15 protein-coding genes are annotated in these 13,884 nt (G+C 51.9%); 1 reads left to right on the top strand and 14 read right to left on the bottom strand.

The annotated features are described in order from the left end of the window. Window positions 1-233: 233 nt before the first annotated feature. The 8 genes from C8024_RS18980 to C8024_RS18945 form a co-directional block, all read right to left on the bottom strand. Entirely contained in the window at window positions 234-1,397 is a 1,164-nt protein-coding gene (locus tag C8024_RS18980) for a hypothetical protein (protein ID WP_100092281.1), read from the bottom strand. Between the two features lie 598 nt (window positions 1,398-1,995). After that, window positions 1,996-2,670 carry a hypothetical protein gene (locus C8024_RS18975; protein WP_173208096.1) on the bottom strand — a complete coding sequence of 225 codons (675 nt, stop codon included), beginning with the start codon at window positions 2,668-2,670 and terminating at the stop codon, window positions 1,996-1,998. Between the two features lie 178 nt (window positions 2,671-2,848). Next, window positions 2,849-3,604 (bottom strand): RimK family alpha-L-glutamate ligase, encoded by a 756-nt coding sequence (locus C8024_RS18970; RefSeq protein WP_254306106.1) that lies wholly within the window; start codon window positions 3,602-3,604, stop codon window positions 2,849-2,851. 19 nt (window positions 3,605-3,623) lie between these two features. Further along, window positions 3,624-3,992 (bottom strand): hypothetical protein, encoded by a 369-nt coding sequence (locus tag C8024_RS18965; RefSeq protein WP_100092285.1) that lies wholly within the window; start codon window positions 3,990-3,992, stop codon window positions 3,624-3,626. 60 nt (window positions 3,993-4,052) lie between these two features. Next, window positions 4,053-6,392 carry a hypothetical protein gene (locus tag C8024_RS18960; RefSeq protein WP_173208093.1) on the bottom strand — a complete coding sequence of 780 codons (2,340 nt, stop codon included), beginning with the start codon at window positions 6,390-6,392 and terminating at the stop codon, window positions 4,053-4,055. Window positions 6,393-6,496: 104 nt separating this feature from the next. Continuing rightward, window positions 6,497-7,054: a hypothetical protein gene (locus C8024_RS18955; protein ID WP_173208090.1), complete on the bottom strand. Its 558-nt coding sequence runs from the start codon at window positions 7,052-7,054 to the stop codon at window positions 6,497-6,499. Next, window positions 7,051-8,997 (bottom strand): hypothetical protein, encoded by a 1,947-nt coding sequence (locus tag C8024_RS18950; protein WP_173208087.1) that lies wholly within the window; start codon window positions 8,995-8,997, stop codon window positions 7,051-7,053. Before C8024_RS18950 ends, C8024_RS18955 begins: the two co-directional genes overlap by 4 nt. Before the next feature lie 696 nt (window positions 8,998-9,693). Further along, complete coding sequence (locus C8024_RS18945) at window positions 9,694-10,512, bottom strand: hypothetical protein (RefSeq protein WP_217272326.1); 819 nt, start codon at window positions 10,510-10,512, stop codon at window positions 9,694-9,696. 289 nt (window positions 10,513-10,801) lie between these two features. Here C8024_RS18945 and C8024_RS18940 point away from each other — a divergent pair, with 289 nt between their 5' ends. Beyond that, complete coding sequence (locus C8024_RS18940; RefSeq protein WP_100092288.1) at window positions 10,802-11,437, top strand: S24 family peptidase; 636 nt, start codon at window positions 10,802-10,804, stop codon at window positions 11,435-11,437. 23 nt (window positions 11,438-11,460) lie between these two features. Here C8024_RS18940 and C8024_RS18935 read toward each other — a convergent pair whose 3' ends face one another. From C8024_RS18935 to C8024_RS18910, 6 genes are all read right to left on the bottom strand, one after another. After that, complete coding sequence (locus C8024_RS18935; protein WP_173208082.1) at window positions 11,461-11,826, bottom strand: hypothetical protein; 366 nt, start codon at window positions 11,824-11,826, stop codon at window positions 11,461-11,463. Beyond that, the gene (locus C8024_RS18930; RefSeq protein ID WP_173208079.1) at window positions 11,820-12,527 is read right to left on the bottom strand and encodes a hypothetical protein; all 708 of its coding nucleotides are present in this window, start codon (window positions 12,525-12,527) and stop codon (window positions 11,820-11,822) included. The genes C8024_RS18935 and C8024_RS18930 overlap by 7 nt, the downstream gene beginning before the upstream one ends. Beyond that, on the bottom strand, window positions 12,524-12,718 hold the full coding sequence (locus C8024_RS18925) for an AAA family ATPase (RefSeq protein WP_173208076.1): 195 nt from the start codon (window positions 12,716-12,718) through the stop codon (window positions 12,524-12,526). Before C8024_RS18925 ends, C8024_RS18930 begins: the two co-directional genes overlap by 4 nt. Next, window positions 12,715-13,017, bottom strand: coding sequence for an AAA family ATPase (locus C8024_RS18920; RefSeq protein WP_302051662.1), 303 nt, complete (start codon window positions 13,015-13,017; stop codon window positions 12,715-12,717). The genes C8024_RS18925 and C8024_RS18920 overlap by 4 nt, the downstream gene beginning before the upstream one ends. After that, entirely contained in the window at window positions 13,014-13,454 is a 441-nt protein-coding gene (locus C8024_RS18915; protein WP_173208070.1) for a hypothetical protein, read from the bottom strand. The genes C8024_RS18920 and C8024_RS18915 overlap by 4 nt, the downstream gene beginning before the upstream one ends. Continuing rightward, a partial coding sequence (locus C8024_RS18910) for a relaxase domain-containing protein (RefSeq protein WP_173208067.1) occupies window positions 13,451-13,884 on the bottom strand: 434 nt, incomplete at its 5' end. The genes C8024_RS18910 and C8024_RS18915, both read right to left, overlap by 4 nt.

Here is a 13,884-nt window from a genome sequence, read left to right as displayed (position 1 = left end):
TTAATGAGTCCTGACCCTAGTCATTCTGCAAATTAAATTCGGACATAGTTCATATTTTGCGCTCATTCTCCTACTATGTTTCGCGTGTCTTTATTCCAATAAGCAGGCTTGGTGTTTGCCGACTGCTGGGCGATGGTCACAAGGCTTCGTCTTATCCGTATAGCGGTGAGCTGAAACAACGGCTGGTTTTTCGCAAAATCATAGCGAAATTGTTGCTCGGATCTATCTCGAGCTTAATCTGAAATCAGGGATTGCCACCAGTTAATCAGAGCTCCTCGCACAATGTAGGCAAAGAGATGGAGATGCATGGGGAACTCCTCTTCACGCCAGCTTGCACCATGCGATGCAGCTCCCAGACCGCCTGGCTTCTCCCAAGGAGCCTCGCCCTTGCCATAATCCCGAGGTGGATGGCACATAGGCGATGGGAACGGGGTTCCGTCGTGAAGGGCTTTAGAGCGGTGGTCGTATATCTTGGTGATGGCGTCCCTATAGGAGCGCTTTCCAAAATCGAACCGTTCCATTGTCGGACGAGTAGGAGGAGGTTCGGGCATAAATGTAGTGCTAAAGCTTATGAATTTTCCCGTGGAGCCAATGACCTGATGCAGTTCTTCAGCGACCTTGCTTACGAGGTCAGAGTCCGTATTGTCTTGAAGAATTGCAACGAGGCCAGGTTTGCTGTGCTTGAGCTTTTCTGCCGGTGACATACGGGAAGCATCCCAGAAGCCCGCAGCAATCTCGATCGCGGAAACGAGCAAGAGCCAAGCGGTCTCTGGGGTCGTGTCTGCGATCCACAGTGCCTGCTGATATGTCCGGGCGCTCTTAACGAGTGTAGTCGCTGCAGCAGCCGAGAGCGTCGGCAGCGTGTCAAATAAGGTAACGTCGGTGAGGCTGCGTGTGCCGAACAGACTTTGCATCTGGGGCGGGCCCAAGCGCGGTGGAAGCGATGGAAGGAGCGCCGAGGCATACGTCCTCGGTCGTCCGAGCGGATCATTATCGGCGCCAAACTCGCGCACTTCTGGTCCTGCTACTATTCGAAGGCCCAACTCAAGCGAGAGGAGAGCAGCAACTTCGTCGGGAAGCCAGCCACCATGATAATGTTTCGCTGATGTCACGCTCATGTCGGGCATTTCACCAGGAAGGTGGTGGGCGACACGAAGAATGAGCGCTGGCTTCCATTCATGCTTCCCGCCTGAATGGGTAGTCTGCGCCAAGGCATTGAGAATGTTGAATGGTCCGCGATCGCGGGCCTCGGCGGTGAACCATGCATCCGAGTAGAGGGGGTATTCACTTATCCAATAAGGATTCTCACTACCTTTTGAAGCGAGCCAGTTTCGCCAAATGCGGGGCGCGCCCGGCTCAGGGAGCAGTTTTAGAGTCGCCCGTTGGTCTTCGTTCATTGACGTGCCTTCATCCGTGTTTTCAATACCAGTTAGAGAGACGTTAGACTAGGCCAGCTAGGCCCAAACATGTCGCGACCAAGTATAAATGCGCAGAAGCCTTCCATCTCGCATTTGGCGAACTGATCGTTAGGACCAGTTTCGCCACCCGCTCTACCCTGCATCTAGCAAAAAGCTTGCGTCGGAAAGTAACATTGAAAGACCTCCTCGCCGCGCACTCCCAGTGGACGGTCTGAACTTTGGGCACTTCCCGCCAAAAAGCAATCGAGAGAAACAGCGAATCCTGCAATTCCTACCTTATACATTGGTTTCTTCGAGCTATAATTTGTAAGGACAAAGACGTATTGTTTGGCGCGACCTATAGCTGGTAATACCAATTGAAATAATGCAATAAATAGCAACTTTTAACAACGTGTCAGTCCGCTTCCTGGTCAATTTCGGCTATTTCTCCAAGCTGCATGTGGCTGGATTCGGAACTCATTTATTTTTGTTTTGTCAGCAGGCTTAACTAATATACTTTTGACAGATTCTTCTGATTTCCTGCCTGATTGTTTGATTTCATCCTTGCCAGGATACAAATAGGCGCCTGGTTTTTCATTTAAATACGCATTGCTTTCAATAACGACTGTTTGGCCGCGCTCATCATCGGTCGTTTTTGGACTCTATACCCCAAGGAATAGAATAATGGGTCCAGCAGGAGTAAAAGAATAAACGCGACAAATGCTCGCAGCAGATGGTGATGAATGACTCGTATGCGTGTCACCTTTGAGTTCACAACATCACGAGATCGCCTTGATGCTAACAAAATATTGCGCGTCAAACGTGCCAATGGCCGACTGGACCCCCACGCTGAAGCTACATCAGCTTCGCCAACCCGCTGGAAACCAGATACTTGGAGCGCCTTAAAAGAATGATATCCAGCGGCCATAACGTAAACCATAGCTGTTATCAGCACCACAAACTTCAATCCGCTAGGAGCTGGGCCAGCTTTGCTCTCCCAATAGGTTGATTGTAGCGTAATCAGGAGAGGCACTAGTGCCGCGAGAACTGCAAGATACGTGGTCGCTTTACTCTCTGCGGTCTTCACTCGCTGATCTTCAGACGCAGCAACGCGGCGGGCTTCGTCCAGTGCATGTTCCTCGTTCTGCCGAAATTTGGCAGAATTTATGGATGCGAGATCCTCAGCCAGTCTTTCTTTATCCTTCTCAACCTGATCGTCCGGTAGTGTTTCAATATATGGAAATATTATATCAATTAATTTCCGCCAATTCATCGCGCTAATCCATCCACTATAGCAGCGGAGATTGGCGCCGCGGTCTTCTGTTCAATCCAAGCCCATTGACCATTGGGATTAGCCTCCAGAAACCAATAATGCCCTTCCAGATCTTCTATAAGATCAATGGCAGCAAACCTTAAGCCGAGCAATTTTACAACCGAGAGACAGGATAACTCTATGTTTTTGGAAGTTTGATTGAGTCGTGGGACAGGTCAGTTCTAACTCCACGGCGCCAATCGGTTTGCGTTTCTTCGTGATCCTGTGAACCTATGGCTGTGGCGAACAAATTGTCATCAACTACGATTACTCGAATATCGCAACGCTTGCGTATTTCTGTTTGAGCAATAATTGGTGCCCGATTAATCGCCTCACAATCTGTTTCATCCAGTCCTACGAGCTGGCTAGTAAATACGACACTGCCTCTATTACCTTTCTCGATCAGTGCATGGCGCAGTGGCTTGACTACGGTGGAGTCACTTGATGAGAATTCATGTAAAGTTGAGAAATTATTGGACACGAGAGTAGCAGGAACGGACAGTCCGGCTTGTCGCGCGAGTTTTAACTGTCTGGGTTTGTCCTCAGCTCGGAGGATCGAGAAAGGCGAATTAAGCCAACGACCTTCTAGCGCATTCCACATACTGCGGAGAACTGCAGACCATTCGGCCGTTAGATAAGATACGATTGCTTCATCGGTTTCTGCAAATTCAGGGCGTCCTGGCCTTCGGTAATAGGCCGCTGTTATCTTACATAGGTCAAGCGCCTCCGAAGCCCTAGTTAAGCGCATTATGGCAGGGTTGCCATCAATCATATCGATCTGAAAATCACCAATATCCTCAGTGTTTAATCGAAAGAAGGCGATCTCCCGGCGGCGCATTTCTTGGACTACAAAATCCGTCGTAACATCACGCTTGTTGGTCGCGAGCAGGATCAAGAGATGTCAGCCCTAAAACTCAAATGACAGGGTCAACTTCATCGTCTCTTTCTTGAACAACCTCAGTCTTGGTTTGGAGCTCAAGCAGGCCAGATTGCGCGTCTTGATCATCTGCTTCTTGTCTGACTTTGGTGTATGTCGAAGTTTCCACCATTGCAGCGTTGTCATAATCATCGTCATCGGTTTCAACCTGCGTCATAGTTTTACTTTGTGTGGCAATCAGTGACCCTCCGTCGATTTCAATTATCGGACGTTCGCCAGTCACCGTTTCCAAAACCCAGACTTTTTGCTCATCGCAATAATGACCCGGCATCTCCGCATCAGCAGATCTGGGCTGTGCAAAGCGGAAAAGAAAAGGCTCAGGTTTCTTGAGTAGCAATTTAGTCATATGAAAATTTCTATCATGCTATCGAAGTTCCTACAATTGCATTTATTCAACATGTGTCTTCTAACCTAGAACGTGAGAATCGGTTTTAGCGGCATCCTCGACCTGTTTCTCTAACTTATGAGCTTCTGCAATCCCCACCGAAATCAGACATCCTAAGACATAATCCATACGAGCTCGTTGCGGATGATCGGGCCTGATGAGGTTTGGCTCCTCAGCGATTGCGGCCTCAAACCATTCGACGATCTTGCCGCCAATTCCCATCGTAACCCACAGACCTTGGTCAGAAGGCAATCGCACCATCCATGCCTCGGTCGCCGTAAGGAGGAAATCCAGATGCCGCGCGCGTGGAGCGATAAGAACCACATTCATTGTGCATAGAGCTACGAAGCTCGTCGGCCCTCCAGACTGAAGGACACGAATTGGAATGAGCAACGGGTCCAGCCTGTCTGCAACCGCAGGAACCAAGTAACTGCTTGTACCATTGAAAGGGTCGTGTGTATTGAACAGTATCTTCGCAACTACCCCGCCAGTGTCGTAGTCAATCGAGAGATCGCCTGGAGAATAATTGTATCGCCAGCGTTGCAACGCCATTACGCGGGTCACCATGCGCCGCCGCAACTCGACGGCTCGATCAGGTAATCGTGTGGCGTCATTAAAGTAAAGCACATCGGCCCTATGAAGCACGGTTTCAGCTACATCCGCAAAACACTTATCCGGCAGATCGGTAATCTGACCGACAAGTTCTTCAAATTGCTCAGGCTCCGCATCCATCAGCGTCTCCGCGAACAAGGAATAGAACTGGGTATTCCATTCGTTTGCGGAACGGTCAATGTCGGCGTCTGTCGGCAAATTTGCGCCGTTTATTCTGGCGCTCCATCTCGCATAAGCCGAAACTATTTCGCCGCCCCAATCAAAATACTCGCGATCAGCATGGCTAAGTAAACTAAGCCACCGTGCGGCTGACTGGCTCTCAACATGTAGTCCTGCGTCAGCGTTGTCCGATTCCTCGGGCAAATCTTTATCTAGTTCTGCCTGTTTCCCTAGTAAAGTCCGGGGCCGGTGCGAGTTTAGCAGGATAGGATTCTCATCCGGGAAGGTCGGCCAAGCCGGTTCCTCGGCACCGTCAAGCCAAGCGACCTCGGCAGCCACAGCCTCCTGCACAGTAGCATCGCGGTCCTTCTCGAAGCATTTTTGAACCGCATCGTCCTCATTGTGCGGGTGCCATCGCCAGACAAAGCCTGCGAACGCCGCTCGCATGGCTGCTTTAAACAACCGGGGGTCTTTTTCCGCGATCATGGAGAGAGCTGCTGCAAATGCAGGAAGATTAGCTCGATTCCTCTGCGCGGCGATTGAGACTAGTTTGTCCCGATCCTTTTTTAATCCACGTCTCCTCCAAAGATGCAGAAGCGCAAGCGCACCGATTGCAGGTCTGTTGAAGCGCAATGTTTTCTGAGAACCGGAATAGTGATCTTTCTCCTCCTCGAGGGCGCGCCGGATGACCTCCCGCACCCAATCTTCGTGCGATTCAAGCAGATCGTCTTCGCCGTCGCGCGCGACTAGTAACGCAGTCACTGTGAGGCGTGTCGAGCGCGACTTCAGCACATCGGTATCACTCTCATCGGGCAAATCGCCGGCTGCGTACTCTACCGCCAAGCGCGCGGTTTCGGTGGTCGCATATTCACCGCCATCGATCGCGAGATCGATACGCGCTGCCTTCTCGGAAGTCTGAGCCAACTGGCTGCCATGTGCCTGCATCTGCGCGAGATGCGCCGCTTCGTTTGACGGCGACTGGTACATCAGCTGACCGTTCTTGATTTCCTTCCAGTTCGAGAGATCGAGATAGTTGAGCGCATGCCGTCCGGCAAAACGAGCATCAGAAAAATCCGAATATGTCGCATATGGTTCGAGTGTCGAAGCTGCGTGAGCTAAGCGCTTGCGCAACGTGTTTCCTACCTCATCGTCCCGAAGATAGGCGAATAACGCATCGGAAAGCGGAGTTTCACGCGACGGACGTGCTCTGAGGTCAGCAAGCGTTACAAGCCCTGCGGGTTCCTTCTCGCCAAATAACAACAGATCATTGCCTACTTGATCGTGCACGGCTCGGGTTTTATCGATGGCAAGAAGCTCGGGACAGGCAAGAAATGGTACCAGCGCTTCACGGCCTTCATCAAAATGCGAGAGTAGCACATCAATCGCAACCAAAAGATAGGCAGAACAGCTCCCTTCTGGACCCAGAATATCGGCCACTACTGCATCAACTGGTTCGCCGTCATCGAGCCGCCTGTGGCTCCATGCCTCAAGTGCCTTTAGCCCGGAAGCGACAGAATATTCTCGGGCTTGGTCGCGGGACCAGAAGTAGGTCTCTGTCCAGGGAAAAAAGCGCGGCCCGTCGTCAAACACGAGGGTGAATCCGTTTTCTCCAGGGTCCGCTCCTTCGCTGTAAGCCTCGCCCGCCGAGCTAACGAGGCGACGCACTAGCGCCAGCCCGTTCTCCGGTGATGCGGTTAGCAGATCGAGAAACGGAGGTTGCGCGGGCGATGCAGGGAGATAGTCACTGTCGGCAAAACTAAAACACGGCCTCTCTTCCCCCCGTGGAGCGAGCTTTTGCGGCGGCTCGGCTCAATGAGGCTGTTTGCAACAAGATTGACCAACTCGACCGGGGCGACCGACGCCACGACCGCGCTGAACTGACGTATAGCCTTCACCTTATGGGTGTCACGATCCGCATTGATTTTCTTTAGATATGCTTTGGCAGAATTCGGCGAGAGTGCGGATAGCATGAGCGTGATAGATCGAAGATCTTCAATCATTCTCCGTCGAGTACCGCTTTCCATCCGCTCTATCGTAGAATCTGTTGGAATAGTGATGTCCGCCTCCCGCACGTCGAGCTGACCCAACCAACCGAAGAGCATCGTTGCGGTTGACGAACCGAGATTGGTGAGCGCCTGAAGGGTCAATATTTGCAACTTAACGAGGTCGATGACCGCACTGATCGCATGGATCGGAATTTCAACCCGATGAGCTAGCACCCATTTTAACAACCTGTAACCAGTGCCGGTCATATTGGTACGGAACGATTTCGGGACAGGGTTGCCGGTTTTATTTTCATTGACGCATAAAGTTCTGCCGTAGAGATCGTATCAACCGCCGCAATTACCGTTACGAGCTCTGTGAAGAGGCTTCCGCCCCGAGCAAGCAATGCCATACTACAGCGTTCGAGTAAGTCTTCGGCAACTTCTGAACGCACAATCGCCAGCAAAGCATTTCGTCGCCAAGAGCTATGGGCTCCCGCCGGGGAAAGTATGTCGAGAAGGCTCAGCCATTGAGTACAGTCATCAGACATCTCCAGTGAGAGGCGAGCAGCCAATTCGACGCCGCGTGCGACCCGCGGAGATGCGGGCACCGTGAAATCGGTTTCGGCAAGTCTCTTGTGATTCTCGTGGACGTAGTTCCCAATCCCCCAGTCGCGGAGCACATCGTGATAGAACGCGAGTTGATCGCGATGGGACTCGGTTAGAGTTAGCGATCCGATTAGATGAGTGCGAGCAGCGGAGTCATCGCGCAACTCCATCGTGTTTCCGCCATTTAGGCTTATCTCCGCCAGCTCGGCGATGATACGCTGCCCCGCTCTTATCGCGTCGTCGGGCGCATTGTCTGCCGTTGCCCACCACTGGCTGGCCAAAGCTGCCTCTGTTCGGATGTCGGCGGACAACGGTACTTTGATCAGACGCGATAGACGGTAAAGATTACGGGAGATGTTGGCAGCCGGATGTCCAGAAGCTAGGATTGCACGAAGTTCTGGCGCACCTTCCGAAAGAGTTTCGACTTCCTCATCGGTCAACTCTCCAACCGAAACGGAGCGAATTCCATCAAAGGCATCAATAACGTCGTCGGCGATCCACCGGTTGGTGTTAGGATCTGCGGTGGCGCGCGCCGTTACTACGACAGAAAAGCCGGTGACGGCCGACGCCTCCCGCAGCAACTCGTTGACTGTCCGCTGGCTACCCGGGTCTGAGAACATCTCCAGGCCATCGATCACTATGAGACCGCCGCCGCTCGCCGCGAGATCATTGAAGAATTCGCTGACGGTTCCAGGAACACCGATCGCCTGGGAGAACGACAGCCATCCGCCAGCGGGCGTCGAAATTTGATCGAGAACGATCACCCGTGCCTCGCGTCCGATACGCTCCGCCACCAGCTTCAGGACACCCGACTTGCCGACACCCGGTCCGCCACGTAGCTCGATGAAGCGGTGTTCTTCAAGCGCCGTGTTTAGGCTGTCCACGGCCTCGTGGCGCGTGAGTGTAACACCTCCAACCGTTGTGCCTATCCCGGCTAACGTCATTCGGGCCAGATCAGCTAAACGAGCGCGCGCTGGCCTATAGTCCCGGTCGCCAGCGAGACTAAAGCCGCGATCAACCAGCTTCGCGCGAAGTTCATCCCGGCTGATCGCACCCCCAACTTTCGCGATAGAGATCGAAATCTCAATGAGTTCACTCCAGAGACTTTCAGCCCGTGAGATATCCTTATCTGCGAGCACCTGCTGAGCCAACGCTAGTGCATGCAGGCGAGCAAGTGGCGCTATCGACTCAAAATCAAAGACCAAGATTGCGAAGCGGCGCATAAGTTTCCAAATGACATCGTCGTCATCGACCACTCCTGCAGCGAGCAAATTTGACCTAAAGGTGGCGACGAAAGAGCGCATCGCGTCGCTTGCGACGCCTTTAGCCGCAACCCTATCGAAAAACTGGCGACCACTCTCCGCCGTCTTAGCCCAGAGGAGGACGTCTTGGTACGGTCCGGAGATGGATTTACTTTGTCGCTGAGTTGCAACCGCTAGAAGGTGTCGTTCATCTGGCAAATCCCGCTTTTGGGTACGAGCAATCTGCATTGCCACCTCTGCGAAGGTCGCATCTTTTCGAGTGAAGGCGATATTCCGCTTTGATTGAATCTCAAGTAGCGCGTCGCCAGCGCGGCTTTTACCTTCAAGGATTAGATCATCCATCGCATAGCCCTGTTCGGTCCCTTGGAATCGGACAATGGTGAGCTTTGTCCCGGGCATTCCGCGCGGTTCCGTTCCGGCGAGCAAGGCTAAGAGGTAGTATGCACCAAGTTCTCCCTCGATATAAACTCCTGCACCACCTCTGGAGGCTGGGCTGGATCCGCTCTCGCCGTTTTTTGCTCTGCCATAACTAGAATGTGTGATCCGGCTAATCCACAGTCAAGCGATTAAGCATCGTCGACAGCGTACTATTCCAATCCTCATGATCCAAAACTCGTATCTCGCATGTTTAGGCTCCAAATATCCGGTTATTTTTGCTAATCATAGAACGATTTGCCGTCGGTTTAATGATTGCTGAAGCCTTTGAGCCCATGACTATTTTTACCAATTTCACATGCATGCACTCTCTACATCAGCATTCTATTCAATCCATCGGGCTTTCTTTCCCATCGTCAAACATATTACTAACTTCTGTTAGCCGGTGAATATGAAGCGCAGATTTACTCATGCAAAAGCAACACTCGCAGACACCTTGTGGGATTGCCAAAAGCGTAAGTTGTGATTTGAGACCGGAAGAAATGTATGCCGAACCTTGAATCAAACATGATTAATTTTTCGATCGTTTGTCGGCTCTTTTCTTTAGAGCTGGACTTAGTCTATCCTCTTCCTGCGCTGCAAAGCCGGCGACAAGCGCATCCCTCATTGGAGGATATTCCAGCATATCAACGGGAACTGCTCTGATCTGGGTCGCCCCGCGTTTAAGCCCTCCGAATTTTTGCTCTTGGGATAAGGAAGCCGGGGTACGATAATGTGGACAATAAAGCCGAACATGGTCCAATCCATCATAAAATGACCAAATTTTCCATTTCGCTTCTTTTGTGTAGAGAAAACTTCCGGTCCTTTCATGAATTGCCCCATCCATTCGTCACCAAATCCGCCAGATTTTCGAGGCGTTTTGTCAATAAGGCGTCCAATTCGGACCGTACAGTGTTTCAAAACTTCATCCGAAGGCAAACGTATCAACGCGTCCAGTTCTTCCATATGCTTTGAGCTTAACACGACTTCACTGAACATCAGGGCATCCGACCGGGCTATTCTCCACGCCACTGAACCAACAGCATGGGCCATTTGATTGGCTGGAAAATCTATAGTAGTCCGAAGACCTTGCCTTTTAATCTCATTTTCCAGCACTTTTAATGCGTTGGTCAACGGTCCGTCAAAATTGCGATTAAAATCATTTTCGCATTTTTCACAAAGTAAAGGCGCCTCGCCGGTGTCACTCGTCAAATGCACGTCCCCGTCTCCTTTGGGAATACCAATGGCCTTTCCACTGCCCGCTCTAAGCATTGTCTTGAACGCTGCCTTTGGAATGGCATGAGACATGCTCAACTTGCCGTAACTTGAGCAATATGCGCAGAACGCGCACATGTCTGGAGATTTGCTAATATTTTTCATTGATGAGTTTATATAGGTGCCGCTTACTTCAAAAGAGTCAACAATGTCAGCTGATATCATCAAAACTAGACTATTCTTGTTTCTGCAAATAATCCTCCACTCTCATCAACGTCCTAGCCCGCGGCCTACGCCCTTCCCTTAAATCCAATACAAATCTCGGGTCACCGACAGCACGTCTGCCAAACCGCGTCGGCGACATATGCGTCCGCTTCAGATGCTTTTCGATACGATCCAACAGTTTCAAATGAGGCCTCCTCGAATCATAAATTACTTGTGTTCTTGTTATGTTCCTAGTAGGAAGATTGCATATTGTCTAGGATAAATCCTATTGAGGGGTCGAAAGGCACAAAACATGGATGATGTACGAGAAACTCTGGATCGGCTGATCCGCCAAAACGGGGATGATTATTCCGGCCTCTCAAAAATGCTTGGCCGTAATGCTGCCTATATCCAGCAGTTCATAAAGCGCGGTTCGCCGCGCAAGCTGGACCCGGAGGACAGACTTAGGCTAGCGAGCTTTTACGGTATTGACGAACAACTGTTGGGCGGGCCGCCGCCAACTGGCAGTGACGGAATGGTCGAAGTCCCTGTGCTCGATGTCAATGTCTCTGCAGGGCATGGCGCGCTGGCGACAAGCGAGGATAGGAAAACGCGTTTCTCTTTTGATGAACGCTGGCTGCGCAAACTGACACCGGCTAGAGGCGTCAGCCTTTCGGTCGTCCGCGTCATGGGCGATTCCATGGAACCAACATTGTCGGACGGAGATGACGTTCTCGTAGATGCTTCCGACCATGGTTCCCGGCTCCGCGATGGGATCTATGTTATGCGGATCGATGATACATTGGTGGTCAAGCGCATTGCGCTAAGACCCGATAGTCCCTTCATTACCATCGCCAGTGATAACCCGACTTATCCGACCTGGGAGGATATTGATCGCAGCACCGTCCATATCGCAGGCCGGGTACTTTGGTTTGGTCGCGCGCTTTGAGAAATATGTCACTCTGAACTAAACTAAATCCCCATATCCAATGGTTTGCTATGCTCTTTCTCCAGTTCTCGCTGCTCCTTTTGCGGTTCTTTGGGCGCGGTTTCAATTCCTTTAGCAAGACCCGTGGCTGCGGCTTTACCAAGTCGCTTAGTCACTTCGAGCGCTGATGTTTTTACGCCTTCATTTTTCTCGACTGCGGTTTCCAGTTTCTCGCGGTTATCAACGATCAGCGTTAAACCATCCCGCAATCTGGTAATCGTGACCAGAAATGTCTGCTTGTTGGAAAGATTACGCTCGCGGCTATCCATGACCGCAATCCCGCGATCAGAAGTCAGCCCCTGCGCCATATGGGCATTGAGCGCGTAAGCTAGATCAATGCGCTTTAGCATAGGGTCTTATGGGCGAGTCGATGCTCCATGCCGGAAGATGTTCGTAAGTGAACATGATCATTATCTATTGCCGTAATATTTGCCTGATCCGCATTGAATAAACCGCGTTTGTGATCGCTATCGGTCCAGCGAATTTTATCACCGGCATAAATATCGAGCTGCTTCTTTTCAAATAAAGCGATCTGATCTTCAGATGCATTGGCGCGAAGTTTGCCAACCTGGAAGCTCCGCTCCCTGCCCTTGCGATCTTTAAGAACAAGCTGCTTTGCGCGTTCATCTACCGAGATGACATCATATTGACCCTTGCCAAGACGCTGACTTCTATCCGGCGCTTTAAGTTCGATCATCATGCCCGGCTTGTAGCTGTGAACATAGCGCAGTTCCTCACGGGTGTTGTTGACGCGGGAGAAGGTGTCCAGTTTTAGCCCGCGTTTTCCCAGTTCATCATTTTGTTTAAGCCCGGTTTGCACCGCTTCATTGACTGCGGTGCGCAGTGCCCGTCCAGATGCATAAATGGCCGTGGATTGCCGTTCGTGCGGAGAGAGCGCGAGCCAGCGTTCGGCAGCGATCAGGGCGCTGCCCTCTTTGGTTTCGATAATATGGTCCTTCAAATAGGACATGGCCTCGCCGATATTTCCGGCCTGGGCTGAATATTGTGCGCGGCGTAATATTTTATCACGCGCGCGCAAATTGGTGATCATTTTGCGGTATCAATGCCCGAGGCCTGCACAAGCGCGAAGGGCTTGCCGGCATCGACAGCGCCAAGCTGCTTCTTGTCCCCGATCATCACCAGACGGTCTACCTCGAGCAGGTTTGCGAGCCGGACCAGCTTTTCTTTTTCGACATTGGATACCATCGAGGCCTCGTCGAGCACCAGCACATGGTCTTTCATGGCGGCTTTGGCTTCTGTGAGAGCATTTTTATCCGCTCCCTCCTGTAGGAGGTTTTGTGACTTCCGATGAAGCGCGCCAGGGTCATCGACGCAATCCCGGTATCGCGTTCGAGCATCTGGACGAGCGTATTCTGGACGGCGAGACCCAGAACCGTTTTACCATTCTCGCCAAAAAGCTGCGAGACGGGTTTAAGAAGGCTGCTCTTGCCTGCCCCGGCAATGCCCTGCACCGCGATAATGCGGTTGGACGATGATAATATCATCCGGCCTGCGGACTCTTGTCCTTCGTTAAGTGTCATCCCAAAGTTAGACCCGCGACCGCTTGCAGCTGATCGCCTGCCATGCCCGATGACAAAAAAGGCTCTGACTTGCCCCTGCCCGCTTCAACCTGTCCAATTATCCGCTGCTCGGTCTGCAAAGCATCACGCGTGGTGACAAAATCACGGTCGCGTCCTTTGCCCCGGACGAGCTCACCTTCCCTGACCAGCGCCCGTACACGGCGTTCGACATGGGCAATGGATGTCGGTAGGCCAAAATCCAAAGCTGTCTTGTAAACATCATGAACCCCAAAGGCTGCTTCGCGCTGCGCCAGATGGCGAATGGCTGAAGCGGTCGCCTGCGCTGCAGCTATCTCTTCGCGGGGTTTGTTCAGGATATGCACTGGCACCAAAGGATCGGCGGAAGGCTTTGGACCAAATCCCTGAATTTTTTCTGCAAACGCGCGCAGGAAAATCATCCCTTTTGCGCCAGCGACAGATTGGGATTTTTATCAACCTCCAAACCAGCTGCGCGAATGTTCGCTTTGTCGATCAATCCGCCAAGATCGAGATCCATCGCCCGTGCTGCTTCCTGCCATGTTGTAGACAAGGCATCCCTGTCCTTTATGGCTTCTTTGGGCGCACGGGTGGCCAGAGCGGCAATCTTGCCAGCTTCCAGTCCTGGTCCCCGGCGCGCATCAAGCACCTCCTGTCGGCGGGTCGAAAAGGCCATGACCGCTTCGCGCGATATACCTGCGGCTTCAAAATTACCGTGCTTGCCTTGATGGGCAGGCTGATAGCCAAGCTTTTCGATTTCAAGACGAAAGCGCGCCATCGTCATGCTGTTCAGAAGCGTGTTGTTCGACCAGAGCTTGTCATTATGCAGCGCCCGCCATTTGGCGTCCGGGC

The organism is Sphingopyxis sp. BSNA05 (genome assembly GCF_013265645.1).
In the GTDB taxonomy this organism is placed as follows: domain Bacteria; phylum Pseudomonadota; class Alphaproteobacteria; order Sphingomonadales; family Sphingomonadaceae; genus Parasphingorhabdus.
The sequence above is the reverse complement of the archived record's forward strand: the minus strand, read 5'-3'. Positions and strand labels throughout refer to the sequence as shown.